Origin of the sequence: Pseudomonas sp. BN417, assembly GCF_029871205.1 — a bacterium.
GTDB lineage: Bacteria > Pseudomonadota > Gammaproteobacteria > Pseudomonadales > Pseudomonadaceae > Metapseudomonas.
Map to the genome: position 1 here is coordinate 1 of NZ_SSOJ01000066.1, position 16,944 is coordinate 16,944.

Here is a 16,944-nt window from a genome sequence, read left to right on the forward strand (position 1 = left end):
GAGGCGTGCGGGGCCATGGATGGCCCCTCACGCCGGGCCCCCGGAGCAACGATGGAGCGAGGGCACCCGACGAAGTCGGGCCGGATGCAGGGGCAAGCCCTTTTGGTTTCTTTTGGGGCGACTGCCAAAAGAAACTCGCCGGGAGGCGAAACAGAAACTCGCAGCCCGCTCGACAATCAGCCTGGTTCAGGTGGTTCTAGCAACACTGAATGCAGACATAGCCAATTCATTCGCCAAGGGCCGCAAGGCAGCCCCACAGGAAATCAGCGCAGCCTTAACCCGTTCAATGGCGGGCATCCGTCTACTGGTGCGAATGGCTCATTCGTTCCCAGGAGGCGTCCATGTCCAGCCATAACTTTCTTCAGCAACAACCCCTCGCTGCCGGTTTCACCGCCGGCCTGCTGCTGGTCCTGGCGGCCTGCAGCACCCAGGATGCCTCCGCGCCGCCCGCCGGCAAGAGTGAGGCCGCGCCAGTGGCGAGCCAGCCCGAACTGGAGCTGCGCGAGGAGAGCAAGGCCAGCGCGCCGGCCGAACTGGCCAAGCGCGCCGACTTCTCTGCCGAAACCCGGCAGATGCCGATGGTCGCGCCCATGCCCATGTCCATGCCGGACTCCAGCCTGCCGGGCTACCGCGACGTACCCCGCGAGCAGTACCAGCACCTGGCCGACAACCCGGTGCACGCGGTGGCCAGCGAGCCGGTCTCCACCTTTAGCATCGACGTCGATACCGGCAGCTACGCCAACGTGCGGCGCTTCCTCAATGGCGGCCAGCTGCCGCCGGCTGATGCGGTGCGCCTGGAGGAAATGGTCAACTACTTCCCTTACAGCTATCCGTTGCCGGAGGGCGATGTGCCCTTCGGCATCGGCATCGAGCTGGCGCAGACTCCCTGGAACCCGCAGACCCGCCTGTTGCGGGTGGCGATCAAGGCCTCCGACCGCAGCGTCGACCAGTTGCCGCCGGCCAACCTGGTGTTCCTGGTGGACGTTTCCGGCTCCATGGACAGGCGCGAAGGGCTGCCCCTGGTGCAGGGCACCCTCAAGCTGCTGGTGGACCAGCTGCGCCCGCAGGACCGCGTATCCCTGGTGACCTACGCCGGGGAGGCAAGGGTGGTGCTGGACTCCACGCCCGGCAGCGACAAGGTGAAGATCCGCGCCGCCATCGAACAGCTCAGCGCCGGTGGCTCGACGGCTGGCGAGTCGGGCATCCAGCTGGCTTACGCCGAGGCGCAGAAGGGGCTGATCCCGAATGGAATCAACCGCATACTGCTGGCCACCGATGGCGACTTCAACGTCGGCATCAGTGATTTCGAGAGCCTCAAGCAACTGGCGGCGCAGAAGCGCAAGGGCGGGGTGTCCCTGACCACCCTGGGCTTTGGCGTGGACAACTTCAACGAGCGGCTGATGGAGCAACTGGCCGATGCCGGCGATGGCAACTACGCCTACATCGACAACCTGCGCGAGGCGCGCAAGGTGCTGGTGGACCAGCTCGGCTCCACACTGTCCGTGGTGGCCAGGGACGTGAAACTGCAGCTGGAATTCAACCCGGCCGAGGTCAGCGAATACCGCCTGCTCGGCTACGAGAACCGTGCGCTCAAGCGCGAGGACTTCAGCAACGACAAGGTGGACGCCGGTGAAATCGGCGCCGGGCATACCATCACCGCGCTCTACGAGATAGTCCCAGCCGGTGCCAAGGGCTGGCTGGAGCCGCTGCGCTACCAGGCGGCCGCCAAGGCCGACGCCAAATCCGGCGAGCTGGCCTGGCTGCGGGTGCGCTACAAGGCGCCGGGAAGCGAGCAGAGCCGCCTGCTGGAGCGCCCGATCGCGGCCGGCCAGGTACCCAGCCTGCAGGATGCCAGCGAAGACCTGCGCTTCGCGGCGTCCGTAGCGGCCTTCGCCCAGCAGCTCAAGGGCGGCCAGTACACCGGCGAGTTCGGCCTGGCTGACAGCGCCCGTCTGGCCCGCAACGCCCGTGGCGAGGACCGCTTCGGCCTGCGCGGCGAATTCGTGCAACTGGTGGAACTTGCCCAAAGCCTGCAAAAGTAGCTCGTGCTACCATCAGATTTTCAGTTGTAGTCTGGTGGTAGCTCCCATGCCCTATGCCGTGCCATACCTTCGATTCAGCCATGCCAGCCAGCGTGGCGGGTCCACTCTGGAACGCCAACAGAAAATGGTTGGTGATTGGTTGGACAGGCACCCGGACTACGCGCTGTTTACTCAGAAATATGAGGATAAGGCGCGCTCTGGTTTCAAGGGCGCTCACCTTGAACACGGTTTCGGCAAGCTACGGCAAGCCATTCAGGATGGTGCAATAAAGTCAGGTGATGTGATCCTGATCGAAGCCATGGACCGAGCAGGCCGCCTTGAGCCGTTGGAGATGTTCCCGATTCTGTCTGAAATCGTGCTCGCTGGCGTCTCCATCATCACCCTAGACGATGGCGCCCGTTACGACAGAGATTCGGTCAACAACCACAATCTGTTCTTGCTGGTCGCCAAGATTCAGCAGGCACACCAGTATTCTGCCGCCTTGTCGCGGCGCGTAGCGGCCAGTTACGAAGATCGTCGCAGGAAGGCGAGGGTAGGGGAGAAGGTCAAGATTCGCACCCCTGTTTGGCTCGACAATGACGGCCAGTTGATCACCGATCTTGTCCCGCTGATCGTGCAAGCGTTCGAAGACTTCGCTTCGGGCCTTGGAGAGAAACGGATTCACGCACGTATCGCTGACAAGCATCCGATGTTGGCCAAGCTAGACCCCACCACTATCCGTCGCTGGATGGGCCTGAAAGCTGCCATAGGCTACTGGGACGACATACCTGATGTATTTCCCGCAGTCATTTCCAAGGACCTGTTCTACCGCGTCCAGAAGCGTTTGGAGCAGAGAGTGGAGGCGCCGCGCTCAGCAGCTCGAAAGCACACAATGTCTGGTCTAGTGAAGTGCGGTGTGTGCGGTGCAAACGCCACTGTAAAGGCCAACAAGGGCAAAGGGACATTCGTCGTCTGCGGGAAGCGCCACCGTATCGGCGAGTTGGGCTGCACCAACAACAAGTCGATTCCATATGCCTTGTTCAACTTCCTCGCCTCACAAACGTCCAGTTCCTACCTACAGCGAGCATTGCAGCAGCAACAGCTCTCGGAGAGTGAGAAGCAAGCCATTGTCGTTCGGGGAGAGCTGGACGAGATTAGTCAGCGTCTAGACCAGTTGTACGGCCTTGCAGAGCTGGGGGCGACAGATGAGCTGAAAAGACGTATTCAGGCTCTCATCGCTGAACGGGAAGAGAAGCAGGGTAGGTTGACGTTCCTTGTGCAGGATAGCGGCCCGATCACCCTAGACGATGCTGTTGAGACCGAAAACGATCTACTTGATGACGATTCTGAACGCTGGAATGCACTGTTGAAGTCAGTGGGGTTCGCCATTCATTTCTTTCCTGATGGCCGTATCACCGCGCCTGTCGAGAGTATCAACGGCTACGACTTCTCCGAGTGCAGGTATGCCGGCTACGCCCCCAAGCCCGCCATGTACCTAATGGACACGCCTCATGGCCGGTACGAGTTTGAGAACTTGTCATCCAAGAAACACGTCTGGCCAGAGGAGGAGGGCGGTTAGAGTCGGTTCCCTCCATGATAGTTGACATGATCGTCGAACTATGAGTTGACAATAGTTGGCCGTGACTGTACATTACGCAGCTCTCGTCAGCGACCTGACGACACTTCCCGACACGAAAGCCTCCACCGCAACCATTGCGATTACGCAGTGTCTTGCAGGGAGGTTTTCGCGCTTCTGGGATTCAGCACTAATCCAAACACCGGCAACCACACCGAGGAATTGCCTATGACATAACCAGTACAGGAGAAAATTCTAATGACGAACGTCGCCTTTAATTCTGCAACACCCTCCCTCGCTACACCTCCCGCCGCAACACATGCGTTAGCAACACCCAAACGTAAGCCCCAGCTCCGCCTGATTGTGGATAACACACAATCGGATGATGGTGTATCCAAGGCCACCTCTGATGGCCGTTACCTTGTACAACGTGACGGTAGCAAGGTGTTGATCATCGATACCCTAACGGGTGAGTTGAAGCGCACACTTCGCCCTCAGAATGATGATCGCGAGGTTACCGAGACTCAGCTAAGTGATCCTGTGGCACAGGCGCTTTTAGATGGTAGCCTGAAGGCCAAGCCCACCAGGGCGAAGAGAAAGGTGATCAATCCGCATGGTCGTGAACTGATGGCCTACAAGCTCAGCAATCAGGAGAGGTTCTTCATGCTGCTGAAGGCTGTCGTGGTGACTGACTCCACCCTGATCGCGAAGTCAGGAAAGCTGAATTTCAATTTCCGTGACCTTGGGCGAATCCTTTGCATGGATGAGTTCAGCTCTGGCCACCTCTTCAGTGACAGCCGTGGCAACGAGTACACCATGGCCGCGTATCGTAAGGTGATCGGTCGGTTTGTGAAGGTGTGCCGTCAGGCGTGGGAGGGCAAGGCACTCTCGCCCGACTATGACCAAATTCCTTAACCCGCAACTATAAAGAAGAGGCAGCGAAGGCGCCTCGGGGTAACACCGTTACGGGGGAAACCCTTAGGGTAAGCGGGGCTTACGTGTCAAGTTTCAGTTAGAATAGTGATCCAGCCTAACGGCTGATAGGGGACAAAACAAATTAATAATTTGTCCCCACTAATATAATAGGTGTAAATACCAGTAGTTCCCACTGGTAGAGTAGTAACCCCCAGCCTACCGGCTATGGTCGCCTCCTTCGTCGTCTCTTTTTGCACCAAAGCAAATTAAGGGGATTTTTGTTAATTAACAAATCCCCTCTACTATCATAATTGGATCAGATTATAACTGGATCAGTCTAAGCTGGCGCTTGAATTGTGTCAGCCTTGAACTTCGTTCGCCATGGGATAGCTATTCCACGTGGGTTAGTGATCCAGCCTAACGGCTGATAGGGGAAGAAAATTAATTGATGAAATCAATCTTCCCCTGCTCTTATCTCTTGATCTTCGATCTTAGGTGCAAAGACATCGGCTGAAGGCCGGGGTGTAGTCTGTACCAGTCGTCAACGACTGGTAGTTAGTATCCCTTAACAGTTGATTACACAATCAAGAAAAGAGAAAGATCAAGAGCAGACGGGGATTGATTTCATCAATTTATATTTCCCCGTCAACACCTAGAGTCGGATCAGCCTTGAGGAGTAGTCAGTATTAAGCTCCGCTTTGGTGCAATGGTCTGTACCAGTGGTTGACCACTGGTAGTTAGTATCCTCCTTTGGACGGTGGTCCCCACTTCGTTAGTAGTCCCCACTACCGTCTAATATTATGCGACCGAATAAAATTGGTTGAAAATTAGTCAATTAAATTCAGAGAATCTATACGTAAACTATGGGTTGACAGAGTCCATTCTGAACAGTGTTTGATTTGTAGTACGTCTGTAGCTCTGATTCTACGGGAGGGGATCACGTTAGTGATCAAGCAAAACGCTTCCTAACAGTCAATGTCGCAATTTCCAGAGAAATACGATCATTGAAGATATGCGAAATGCACACGCCAATGCGCTAGGTCAAGTCTACAGAGAAAGAAGCCGACAGACGGTAGTTTCGGCGAGTGGACAGAAAATCTGAGACAGGCGAAGGCTGGAGCAGGGTGCTGCAAGCACATCTCTCGCCCTAGTAGGAGTCGTACCGTCATTGATGGGGAGTCGGGATGGAGGGGGAGCTTCTAATTAACAGAATGCTATTCTGTAAGTTAGCTAAGCCCCGAAAACACTTGACCTGTTCCTCGTGCCCCTGTTCTAATTAACACATCAAGGCAGAATCAGGCGGGGAGTTAAATAGGATGAACATCGTAGAAGCGGTCAAGACCCAGAGTGACGCTGAGACCATTTCCCGCAAGCTGACCAAGAACGCCAAGGGCAACACTCTGTACGCGGACATCTGGCGCTTCGGCATCAACACTGCCCTTCGCATCAGTGACCTGCTCAGCCTGACCTTTGAAGATGTGTCGGGTGACAAGCTAGTTATCAAGGAGAGCAAGACCGGCAAGACTCGCTCCATTGACCTCAACAGCTCGGCCAAGGCCATCGTCCAGCAGCGCCGGAAGGCACACCCTGGCCACACCTACCTGTTCGAAGTGGACAGCAACAGGGCGAAGGGCAAGCCGGTTAGCCGCATCTCCGTCGCCAATGCCTTCAAGGCTGTCGGGGATGAGATGAGTATCCAACTCGGCACCCATAGCATGCGGAAAACCCGTGGCTGGCTGATGCACAGTAGCGGGATGTCAATCGAGCTGATTTGCAAGGTGCTGAACCACTCCAGCCCTGCGGTAACGATGGTATACATCGGGCTAACACAGGCTGAGATTGACGCCACTTATCACGAGTTCGTGTTCTGACTTCCAGCCATACGCCACCAGAAGGCCCCTACATGGGGCTTTCTTCGTTTCTGGCTATGCGTTGTAGTGCTTTTGAATGTCGTTGATTGTAGAGGCTTGTAGAGTGCTTCTGTCGGATCGCCTTGATTCGAGAGTGCCAGACTTACTTTGCTTTTACTTGGCTTTCCATTGGCCTCGGTCGCGGCCTGTTAAGAACATCACGCTAAAATCTAGGTTCCCAGAAGGCCCTAGACTTATTTTTTCCAGATGAAATCAGAACTCTTCGAAGAGTGCGCACTTTTTTCGGCGGCGGGGATGGGATTCCCCTCTAGAACGCATTCTTCGGTTTTGCCTCTGATCAGTGGATCAGTTAGGCTGGCTCATTGCCATTTAGGATGCTGGGGGGGATCGATGGACCCTGATATTGACAGTGATCTGAAGAAGGCCCGTGCCTTTCTTGTCGCCTTCTCTACTGCCGTGCTACTGGCTTGGTATTTCTCCGCCGACCTGAAGGCGATCAACATTATCGGTTTCTCGCTCAAGATTCGGGAGAACACTCATAACCTCTGGCTGGTCATCGCGGTTATCAACCTGCATTTCCTGCTTCGATATATCCAGAAGCTTCCAGCAGAGTCACGGCTTCCTGATGAGGCAATGCTTCTATCGTTTGAGAGAGCACTGATCAGCCATGTCGCCACTGTCTACCACAAACTGATACTGGAGAAGGTAAAGGCTTACGACGCTTCATCGCTCGGTACGAATCAGGCGAATAAGGTATTGAAAATATATCCGAACGGTCAGATGAGGTATCGGATGAAGATGGCCTCAGACGCCGAAGAGAAGAGGTTTCCTGTCGCAAGGTATCGGCTGAATTATGGGCACGAGATTCGTTTCGCTGTGACGTATACCTTCTTAACCGCAAAGGGTGGGGAGGGTGTTTCTAGTGGGTACAACGTCGATATAAAGCCAAATCGCTATGCCGTTTGGCACTCTCAGATTTTCGGCTTCCTTCGCGGGATCATCTTCACGCCATGGATGAGCGACTATATTCTTCCCGCCATTCTTGGAGTAGCTAGCATAGTAGTCGCCGCCTGCTCTTGGTGGGTAGTCAATTACTGAAGAGTCTTCATGCACATGCAATGTGTCTCACCATGAGCAAGAATGACTTCTTGGTCTAGGCGAGCATCTGGAATCAACAAATCCTAAAAATCTAAAAGAATAAACTAGCAATGAACATAGTGTCAGTCAAGTTTGATCGAAACCATCATGTAAAATCCTTTATTATGGATTACTGCTTATCGAGTGTCGTGCCTCAGTATGCGGTTCTCATTAGTGGTCAGTGGGGGTCTGGAAAAACGTGGTTTATCAATCAGTTCATAAGGGAATTAAGAGGTAGGGATGGCAAGGAGTTGTATGTAAGCTTGTATGGTATGTCGAATTTCTCAGAGATTGAGTACGAATTTTTTAGAAAGCTCCATCCAGTGCTATCCCATAAGGGAATGGAGATCACAGGAAAAATACTCAAAGGAGCACTGAAGGGCACACTAAAGATAGATCTTGATCGAGACGGAAAAAGCGACGGAAACGCAAGTCCTACCTTGCCAGAGATAAAACTTCCAGACTACCTAAAAAACACTTCAAAGCATGTCTTAATATTCGACGATATTGAACGGTGTGGTATACCTATCGAAAGCCTTCTTGGATATATAAATCATTTTGTCGAACACCAAGATTACAAGGTTATCCTGGTAGCCAATGAAGAAGAAATAACGCAGAAATCCAAGGATGGCGGCCAAAAAAATCAGTACGCCACAATAAAAGAGAAGTTGGTTGGGAAAACATTTAAGATAGAAGCGAACTTGAGTGAGGCTTTAGGTGCGTTCATTGAAGAGTCTGGGCAGTCAAATTTCTATAACTCGCATCTTGATTTGATAAAAACCGTATATGAAAGTTCAACCTATAATAACCTGCGTCACCTTCGGCAGGCTCTACTAGATTTCTGCAGGCTCAAAAAAAGCCTTGACCAAGAAGCGTTAGACTGTCCAGACCTGATGGCGCATTTGCTTAGGGACTTTTTGATTTATTCTTTCGAGATAAGACATGGACGGATGAATGTTGACGAAATAGAAGGGTTAGGCCATCGATACGTCAAGATACATTTAACAAGTTCCAATGGCCAAGAAGAAAAAGACAGCCTCGTAATTGATCTTAATAGGAAGTATCCAGATTTTAATCCGTATGACACGCCATTTGATGCGGAGGTATGGAAATCTATTCTTGGGGATGGTCGGATTTGCAAAGAGAAAATCCACGAAAACATTTTAAAAAGCAGGCACCTTGCATCCAAGAATAGTCCAAACTGGGTGAGGCTATGGAAATTTAGAAGCCTGAGCGATAGTGATTTTTCCTCCCTAGTGGACACGGTGTGGTTAGAGTTCAAAAACGGAAATTACAACGCAGAAAGTGAAATAAAGCATGTTTGTGGAATCTACATGCATCTTGCAAGTATCTCGCTTTATCCCTCCAGTGTAGATAAAGTTCTTTCCAGTTCAAAGCATGTGATCGATACTCTTTTCGTTCAAGGGAAACTTGAACTTAGCGAGAGCGTTAGGTTTTACGATGATGAATCCGCCTTTGGAATGGGCTATCTTTATTCAGAGCATGCCGAGTTCAAGGAGGTCTGCTCTCATCTCCGAAGTAAGGCGGTTGAAGCCTATTCAAAAAAACTTCCTAGTCTTGCCAGTGAATTAGTAGAAGTCTTAAGGGTTGATCCGAGATCGTTCACACTAAAACTTATCCATTCCAATCATGGTCCAAATGATTATTACGAAACTCCCATCCTTGATTACTTAAGTCCCGTCGATTTTGTACATGCATATCTTGAGGGTAGAAGCAAGGAAATGGGGGTGATTCATGCCTTGTTCAAGGAAAGGTACAAATTCCTCAGTTCCGCTGAAAAATTGACGGATGAGTTCGGGTGGCTTTTAGCTGTTTATGGGGTTCTCATTTACACGGCTAAATCCAACCCTGGCACTCTAACTTCACATTTGTGTATCTCCCTAGCGGAAAACGCTGTCGATCCAGTAATTAGTTTGTTGGGGGAGGTTAGGGCAAAAAATAGATAAGAAGAAATTCATGCCAAAAATCGAATTTCACTAGATGTTCTAATTGTTCTGGTATACGTTAACCCCGAAGCGAAGAATTTACATGGGAGAAAGGTATTGATCAGTGCATGGAATCTCAAAGAGCTGAGAGATCGCATACGAGAAAATCGTCCGGTGGATGGAGAATCGTTGGTCGAGATTACGAACTCGCTAGGCCGTTCCCGTGAGATCTTTGAATACCATAAAAAGCTAGCACGTGATGCCTTTGAAGCCTTCAATACTGAGAACGATCCAACAGGAATGCTGCTTGCTGAGCATGTGTTTGGCGTGACTGAGAAAAATGACTTATTAACTGAGGCAAATCTGGCAAGCGAAGCTAATTTGATTGCCTGTATTAGCGTGACCCGAAACGCATTTGATAGCTTTGGTCAGCTATTAAATGGTTTGGTAGTGCCGGAGCCCTGCACAGGTAATTTCTATATCCACGACGTTCTTAAGAAGCTACCTGCCGGCGAACTAAAGGATCAGTTGAAAATCGCTACTTCGTCTGCTTGGTACGAGTACATGCAGGCATTCACAAATATCGTGAAGCATCGCCAATTGATCAAGCACAACTCATCATTGTCGTTCGTCGAGGATCGGCGTGGCGGCAAGGTTAACGGCTTTAAGTACAAAGGAAAGGATTACACTGATTATTGGGTGCGAGATGTCCTCCAAGGCACGGTGGAGGTTCAAAACTCTTTGGTTACATGTGGGCGGGCACTAAATCGCCTGTACATCTGAAAACAGCCCCTGGTCCCTTTACAGCTTGTTATAGCGTGCACAAACAAAAGCCCTCACATTGGGGGGCTTGAGGGTGTTGCCTTACTTCTCGCACGGATACGCCAGCACCAGAGCATGTATCGCCAATGCAGTTTCGTGGATGTGCAGGCTCTGAGGATTCTCCTCAAGATACTTCACTACAACCCTTGCAGCTTGAATGTTTGAAAAGCCTGTCTTAGGGGGACAGAATCGGCGCTCCTTGGGCAGGTAGTCTGCATTAATGAAGGTGCTTTGCATGATTCCTTGCAGCTTTCCTATACAGAAAAGGCCATCCGTTTGATCCCTCTGGTCGGCAATTTTGTCGTCTACTTTAATTGCAGATTTGCACTGAGTGAGTAACTCGCTTCCGTTCATCCTCACTTCGGCCATAACCCCAGCACTACACACCACCAGTCCGATTGCTGCAAGAATCCGCTTCATGTCGCAACCTCATTGTTTCCTTTTTGGGTAGAGTTCGGTGGTTAAAGCCTGCAAGCCATCGTGAAAATCCTCCAATGGATTTTCTCGGCAGAATTTCTCAATATACGCCATCACTCCATCCATGTCCGTACTTCTCATTAGGTCATGTGTGGAGTTCAGGTATTCATTCAGGCCAGTTATATAGCCTGCTGTGTAGGAGGCGTAATTGTTCCAGCTTGACCAGTTGCTTTGGTTGTTCGCTTGGTTGGCTGCTTCAATGAATTTTCCACAACTGTGGTTCCCTAGCCCCTGGACATTAAACATACCATTGCTGTCGGCTGCATGTACGGGAACGACACTTGCACTTCCAATGAGCACTAATCCCAGTGCAATCCTTTTCATTTGTCAGTCTCCTTTTGGCTCAGGGATGGCTGCTTGCTCACCTTGCCCATTAAGATTAGTTACGTAGAGGGGAAGGACTCTTTTTCCTTCGAGAAGCTCAATTGCCATCTTCCTCATGTTGCCTTGTTCGTTTTCAATGTCGCCGTGAGCTCGCGGGGCATATGATGAGTTCTTTATGTGGGTCTTGTCGAAGTCATACTTTAGTACAATTGCCATCTTGTGGAGTAACTCAACAAATAGGTCGACTCTTCGAATGGCCCATTGGTCCGGGTCCATTTTATCTAATCCAAGGTGGTCAAGGTACTGCTTCCAAGCCTCAATAACTTGCTTCTCTTTCTTGTTCTTTTGATTGAATTCAAGATCGATGCTGTTTAGTGCCTCTACGTGGTGCCACGATATGGTGTACGCTCGTGTTGCCATGAGGGTTTTGAAAATTTGAAGCTTGCGGCCCTGAATTTCATTTCTGCTATCCAAGTATCGTGTTAACTGGACGGCTATAATTGGCCCTGCTAGCACGACGAACATCATTAACCAGTCAGATATTGTAATTTTGTCCATGCAGTCCCCCGGCTTTATCTTCAATAGCTCGGAATTTCATTTCTTCTTACTATGGGTAAGGGCATCCTTCCGAACTGCAGAGGTTACATTCACGATAGCGTGTTCGTCTCTAGCAATCTGAATGGCACGATCCTCCAGCGCAGCTTGAGGTTTCCTGCCGTTCTTCTCTACAGGGACGCTGATTCGTCCTGTGTCGTTAACCCGACCTACGATCTCCCTTCGTCTAATGGGGTAGGGCAGATCGATCGAATCTGGAGAGTTTTATGACTGGTGGAACTAACGGTGATTTTTGCCTGCAAACTCCCGCCCCATCCCAAGCGCGGAAGGAATGACGTGAACCCGATCCTCACGGATGACGACGCCGCCTTGCTGCGGCGTTACCGCAGCGGCGATGCCGAGGCCTTTGGCGTGCTCTACGCGCGCCATCGCCTCGGCCTTTACCGTTTTCTCTGCGGCCTCTGCGGCGACGGTGCCCTGGCCGAGGAAATCTTCCAGGAAACCTGGCTGAACCTGATCCGCAGCGCCTCCGAACAGCGTGGCCAGGCCAGCTTCAAGACCTGGCTCTACCAGATCGCCCGCAACCGCCTGATCGACCACTGGCGCAAGCATGGTCGCCAGCAGGGCCGCGAAGAAGCCTTCGACGAGGCCCTGCACGGCGAGGCGCTACCGGGCAGCAGCCCGGACCCCGAGCAGGAGCTGGCCCTGAGCCAGGACCAGCAGCGCCTGCGCGCGGCCCTGGACGAACTGCCGGGCGAGCAGCGCGAGGTCTTCCTGCTGCGTGCCCACGGCGACCTGGAGCTGCACGAGATCGCCGAACTCACCCGCACGCCCGCCGAGACGGTAAAGAGCCGCTTGCGCTATGCGTTGCAGAAGTTGCGTCGGCTGCTGGCCGACCCGGCCGCGGCCGAGGAGGTATCCGCATGAACCGAGACCCGCACAAGCCGGACGATATGGAACAGGCCCTGCTCGAACACTACCGCCGGCACAGCCAGGAAGAGCCGTCCGCTGGGCTGGACCAGCGCATCCTCGCCGCGGCGGCGGCCCAGGCGGAGCAGAACCGGGCGGCGCATCGTCCCTCCTTTGGCGAGCGCCTGCATGCCTGGCTGTTCGGGGGCGGGGGCCGGCAGCGCTGGGTCGTGGCCATTGCTGGTTTTGCCAGCCTGGGAATCGGCCTGAGCCTGACCTTGCGCACCCAGGAAGAGGCCAAGGAACGCTTCGATGCTCCCCCGGCCAGCGTCGCGCCGCTTTCCGCGCCGGCGCCCATGTCAAGGGCGGCGCCAGCGACCTATGCCAGCCCGCCAGCCCAGGCGGAGAAGAAGGCGTCCGCGATGGCCGATAGCAGCGCCGAGCTGCAGGAGCGACAGACCGAGCCGCTGCGTCTGGAGGAAAAAGCCGCACCCAAGGCGGAACTGGCCAAGTCGGCACAGCCTGGGGAACCGGAGGCCAGCCTGCGCCGGGTACTGGCACTGCAGGAGGCGGGCAAGCGCGAGGAAGCGCACAAGCTGCTGAATGAGTTGCAGGCGCGCTTTCCCCAGCGGGATATCGCCGCCGAACTGCGCGAGCTAAAGCGTGACCGCTAACGGCGGTCGCGCCACGCTTGCCTCCGCGCTGGCGAAAGTAGAGCATGGCGCCATCACTGACTTCACCTGATCGTCCATGCACTCGATTCGTCTCGTTTGTGCCTGCCTGGCACTGACCCTGCTAGTGGCCTGCGACAAGGAAGCGCCGCCGAAGCCCGGAGCACCGCCCGCACCGCCTCCAGTCTCGTCCAGCCCTCCGTCCGCCCGGCCGGCCCCCGCCGACGTGCCGGCGCCTCCGGTGGAGTCTGTCCCGGCCGCCGACCCCAAGCCCGTGCCGCCGCCGCCCGCGCCGGCCCCCAAACTGGTGCCACCTGCTCCGACGCCGATCAAGCCGAAGGAGACCCTGACCACCGTCAAGGCGCCCCTGCCCAATACCAAGCTGGACCTCAGCCTGCCCAAGGACATGGCCAATGAGCTGGAGGCGGGCGACGCCAAGGACGATGTGCCGGGCCAGGCCGTGCTGCCGCAGCTGTTCGCGGAGAAGCCCGCAGAGGGCCCCTTCGGGCTCAATGGCAAGCTGATCACCAACGAACGGGAAACTGACGCCTGGCACTCGGTCGAGGGTGCCGAGCTGCAGTTCGAGTTCAAGCGCTAACGCACACCGACTGTAGGTTGGGCCGGGCGGCGTTCCGCGAGCGCAGCGAAGCCCAACGAAGGCGCACGGTTCTGTTGGGCTTCGCCGAGCTCAGCCCAACCTACGGTCACAATGCCGCGTGAAAGAAAGGTCTGTAGCGAATTCATTCGCGAATGAACAGCGCCCGCAGCCATCAGAAACGGTACTCCCCGCGCTGGATCGCCTGGTAGATCTCCCCATCCAGCGGCCGGAAGCCCTGGTCGCCGGGCAGGCGGGCGAAGAGTGGGGCCCTGACCGCTTCCGGGTCGTAGGCCTGTTTCTTCAGGTCGGTCTTCTTGTACTTGAAGGTCCCGGTGGTCTCCACTTCCTCCAGCAGGCGCACGAACAGCGGCGCGGCATAGGCCGGCAGCTCGCGGTCCAGGTGAGCGGCCAGGGCCTCCCGGTCCAATTGCGCGCCATTGGCCAGGCGCAGGGCCGCCATGCCACAGCGGCCATTGGTGCCGGGAATCTCCACGCCGTAGACCACGGCGTCCTCCACCCCTGGGAAGGCCCCCAGGGCGTTCTCGACCTCGGTGGTCGAGACGTTCTCACCCTTCCAGCGGAAGGTGTCGCCCAGGCGGTCGACGAACTGCGCGTGCTTGCAGCCAATGCTGCGCATCAGGTCGCCGGTGTTGAACCAGGCATCGCCTTTCTTGAACACGTCGCGGAGGATCACCGCCTCGCTCTTGGCCGGGTCGGTATAGCCGTCGAAGGGCCACTTGGGGCTGATCTCGCTGATCAGCAGTCCCGGTTCGCCCGTGGCCACTTCCTCGAGGAAGCCGCGGTGGTCGCGCAAGGGACAGTCGTTCTCCAGGTCGTAGCGGACCATGGCGAAGGTGGCGGGGGAGAAGCCCACGGTATTGTCGAAATTGAACACATTGGTGAATCCGATATTGCCTTCGCTGGAGGCATAGAACTCCATCACCCGCTCGATGCCGAAGCGCTCCTTGAACTCCGTCCAGATCGATGGGCGCAGGCCGTTGCCGATCATGCAGGTCAGGCTGTTGCCCTGCTCCTCGGGGCAGGGCGTCTGGTTCAGCAGGTAGCGGCAGAGTTCGCCGATGTAGCCGAAGCAGGTGGCCTGGTAGTGCGCCACGTCCTTCCAGAAGTTGCTGGCGGAGAACTTGCGGCGCAGGGCGATGGCGGCGCCGCCGGCCAGCACCGAGGCCCAGCTCACGGTCACCGCGTTGTTGTGGTAGCAGGGCAGGGTCAGATAGAAGACGTCACGCTCGGTGAGCGATAGGCCCGAGTGGCCGAAACCGCCATAGGCCTTGATCCATTTGCCGTGGCTGAGGATGGAGGCCTTGGGCAGGCCGGTGGTGCCCGAGGTGTAGATGTAGAAGCAGGCATCCTTGAGGCGCACCCGTCCGGTTTCCACCGGGTTGCTTTCCGGCTGCCCCAGGGCGAGGCGCATCAGGTTCCGCCAGCCCGGCGGGGCTTCAGCGGGGTCGGCCAGGCTGTCGCCGTCGGCGACCCAGTAACAGTGGCGGGCATCCTCCAGCTCGCAACGGACTTCCTCGAAGGCTTCACACAGCTCCTCGCCGACGACGAAATGACGGGCCTTGACCAGGTTCAGGCTATGGCTCAGCACCTTGCCGCGCTGGGTGGTGTTTACCAGGGCGGCGATGGCCCCGAGCTTGGCCAGGGCGCCCAGCGCCGCCAGCACTTCGATGCGGTTTTCCAGCATCACCGCTACCACGCTGCCATGGCTTACGCCTTCGGCCTTCAGGGCGTGGGCCAGGCGGTTGCTCCAGGCATTGAACTCCGCGTAGCCAAGTCGGCGCTGCTCATCGATCACCGCCGGACGCTGCGGGTACAGGCGTGCCGCCCGCTCCAGGGCCCAGCCCAGGGATAGCGCCTTCTCGCGGTTGCGGATTCCGGTGTAGTAGAGGCCCAGCAGCATTCGCGGCAGGCGCGGCAGGTTGCTCGGCAGGCGGGCGATGAAACGCAGCGGGGAGATCAGTTCTGCTTGGCTCATGGTTCTCGCGTGTTGTCGTTGTTGTACGCAGGCATGGCCTCACTCTAGGACGGGGCGCAGGGCCCCGCCATGACCCTGGCGCGTTGGTGGCCGGGCAGATGGGCAAATGCAGGGAAGCACGGACTGCTGTCGATCTTTTGTGGGGGCGAATTCATTCGCTGAGCAGTCCGCAGGACTGCCCGAGGACCCATTGGGGCTGCTGCGCAGCCCATAGCGAATGAATTCGCCCCCACAAGGAAGAGCAGGGGCGGAGTGTCCGGCCCAGCCTCAGTCCAGGAACAGGTCCGGCACCAGCGAACCGCCAGCCGGGTCGAAGCGGTACTGCTCGAACTCGATCTGGCCCTGTTCGCGCAGCAACTCTTCGTCGATCAGCAGGCGGCCGGTGATGCTGCGGCCTTCGCTCGCGAGGATGGCGTGGGCCGCGTCGGCCATGATGGCCGGGGTGCGGGCGCGCTTGAAGGCCTCGCGACTGCCCAGCTCGAACTCGATGGCGGCGGTGGCGATCATGGTCTGCGGCCACAGCGAGTTGACGCTGATGCCGTACTTCTTGAACTCCTCGCTCATGCCGAGGGTGAGCATGCTCATGCCGTACTTGGTGACGGTGTAGGGGCCGTGCTGGGCGAACCATTTCGGCGCCAGGTTGAGCGGCGGCGACAGGTTGAGGATATGGCCGCCGGCGCTTTCCTTGAGGTAGGGCAGGGCGGCCTGGCTGCAGACCATCACCGCGCGGGTGTTGATCTGGTACATCAGGTCGAAGCGTTTGGGCTCCAGGTGCTCGACGCCGGTGAGGCGGATGGCGCCGGCGTTATTGACCAAGGCGTCGATGCCGCCGAAATGCGCAGCGGCCTTGGCCATGGCCTCACGCACCGCGTTCTCGTCGCGCACATCCAGCTGCAGGGCCAGGGCCTTGCCGCCGGCCGCTTGGACTTCCTCCGCCACGCTGAAGATGGTGCCGGGGAGTTTGGGATGCGGCTCGGCGCTCTTGGCGGCGATGACGATGTTGGCGCCATCTGCGGCGGCGCGCAGGGCGATCTCGCGGCCGATGCCGCGGCTGGCACCGGTGATGAACAGGGTTTTGCCGGACAGTGACATACGCGTTCTCCTGATTGTTGTTGTTCCTGGGGGC

At 55.9% G+C, this 16,944-nt stretch carries 15 protein-coding genes; 10 read left to right on the forward strand and 5 right to left on the reverse strand.

Annotation, left to right across the window (positions count from 1 at the left end; genetic code table 11):
• The first annotated feature begins 341 nt into the window (after nt 1–341).
• The 7 genes from E8F11_RS06315 to E8F11_RS06345 all read left to right on the forward strand — a co-directional run bounded on the left by E8F11_RS06315 (nt 342) and on the right by E8F11_RS06345 (nt 10,249).
• A complete protein-coding gene (locus E8F11_RS06315; RefSeq protein ID WP_280287979.1) occupies nt 342–2,042 on the forward strand; it encodes a VWA domain-containing protein in 1,701 nt (566 codons plus the stop codon).
• Between the two features lie 46 nt (nt 2,043–2,088).
• Complete coding sequence (locus E8F11_RS06320; RefSeq protein WP_280287980.1) at nt 2,089–3,600, forward strand: recombinase family protein; 1,512 nt, start codon at nt 2,089–2,091, stop codon at nt 3,598–3,600.
• Between the two features lie 255 nt (nt 3,601–3,855).
• Nucleotides 3,856–4,512 (forward strand): hypothetical protein, encoded by a 657-nt coding sequence (locus E8F11_RS06325; RefSeq protein WP_280287981.1) that lies wholly within the window; start codon nt 3,856–3,858, stop codon nt 4,510–4,512.
• Between the two features lie 1,316 nt (nt 4,513–5,828).
• Complete coding sequence (locus tag E8F11_RS06330; protein WP_280287982.1) at nt 5,829–6,383, forward strand: tyrosine-type recombinase/integrase; 555 nt, start codon at nt 5,829–5,831, stop codon at nt 6,381–6,383.
• Between the two features lie 390 nt (nt 6,384–6,773).
• Nucleotides 6,774–7,481: a hypothetical protein gene (locus tag E8F11_RS06335; protein ID WP_280287983.1), complete on the forward strand. Its 708-nt coding sequence runs from the start codon at nt 6,774–6,776 to the stop codon at nt 7,479–7,481.
• Nucleotides 7,482–7,591: 110 nt separating this feature from the next.
• Entirely contained in the window at nt 7,592–9,487 is a 1,896-nt protein-coding gene (locus E8F11_RS06340; RefSeq protein WP_280287984.1) for a P-loop NTPase fold protein, read from the forward strand.
• Between the two features lie 96 nt (nt 9,488–9,583).
• Complete coding sequence (locus E8F11_RS06345; protein WP_280287985.1) at nt 9,584–10,249, forward strand: hypothetical protein; 666 nt, start codon at nt 9,584–9,586, stop codon at nt 10,247–10,249.
• A gap of 81 nt (nt 10,250–10,330) precedes the next feature.
• Here the strand turns inward: E8F11_RS06345 and E8F11_RS06350 are convergent, their stop codons facing one another.
• From E8F11_RS06350 to E8F11_RS06360, 3 genes are read right to left on the reverse strand one after another with little or no spacing between them, the layout of a single operon-like run.
• Nucleotides 10,331–10,708 carry a Rap1a/Tai family immunity protein gene (locus E8F11_RS06350; protein ID WP_280287986.1) on the reverse strand — a complete coding sequence of 126 codons (378 nt, stop codon included), beginning with the start codon at nt 10,706–10,708 and terminating at the stop codon, nt 10,331–10,333.
• A gap of 9 nt (nt 10,709–10,717) precedes the next feature.
• Complete coding sequence (locus E8F11_RS06355) at nt 10,718–11,089, reverse strand: hypothetical protein (protein WP_280287987.1); 372 nt, start codon at nt 11,087–11,089, stop codon at nt 10,718–10,720.
• 3 nt (nt 11,090–11,092) lie between these two features.
• Nucleotides 11,093–11,647, reverse strand: coding sequence for a DUF6680 family protein (locus E8F11_RS06360; protein WP_280287988.1), 555 nt, complete (start codon nt 11,645–11,647; stop codon nt 11,093–11,095).
• A gap of 333 nt (nt 11,648–11,980) precedes the next feature.
• Here E8F11_RS06360 and E8F11_RS06365 point away from each other — a divergent pair, with 333 nt between their 5' ends.
• The 3 genes from E8F11_RS06365 (at nt 11,981) to E8F11_RS06375 (ending at nt 13,822) form a co-directional block, all read left to right on the forward strand.
• Nucleotides 11,981–12,571, forward strand: coding sequence for an RNA polymerase sigma factor (locus E8F11_RS06365; protein ID WP_280287989.1), 591 nt, complete (start codon nt 11,981–11,983; stop codon nt 12,569–12,571).
• Nucleotides 12,568–13,227 carry a hypothetical protein gene (locus E8F11_RS06370; protein ID WP_280287990.1) on the forward strand — a complete coding sequence of 220 codons (660 nt, stop codon included), beginning with the start codon at nt 12,568–12,570 and terminating at the stop codon, nt 13,225–13,227. Before E8F11_RS06365 ends, E8F11_RS06370 begins: the two co-directional genes overlap by 4 nt.
• Before the next feature lie 238 nt (nt 13,228–13,465).
• A complete protein-coding gene (locus E8F11_RS06375) occupies nt 13,466–13,822 on the forward strand; it encodes a hypothetical protein (protein ID WP_280287991.1) in 357 nt (118 codons plus the stop codon).
• 172 nt (nt 13,823–13,994) lie between these two features.
• Here E8F11_RS06375 and E8F11_RS06380 read toward each other — a convergent pair whose 3' ends face one another.
• Both E8F11_RS06380 and E8F11_RS06385 read right to left on the reverse strand, forming a co-directional pair.
• Nucleotides 13,995–15,818: a long-chain-acyl-CoA synthetase gene (locus E8F11_RS06380; protein WP_280287992.1), complete on the reverse strand. Its 1,824-nt coding sequence runs from the start codon at nt 15,816–15,818 to the stop codon at nt 13,995–13,997.
• Between the two features lie 267 nt (nt 15,819–16,085).
• Nucleotides 16,086–16,910, reverse strand: a complete 825-nt coding sequence (locus E8F11_RS06385; protein WP_280287993.1) for an NAD(P)-dependent oxidoreductase — start codon at nt 16,908–16,910, stop codon at nt 16,086–16,088.
• Nucleotides 16,911–16,944: the final 34 nt, after the last annotated feature.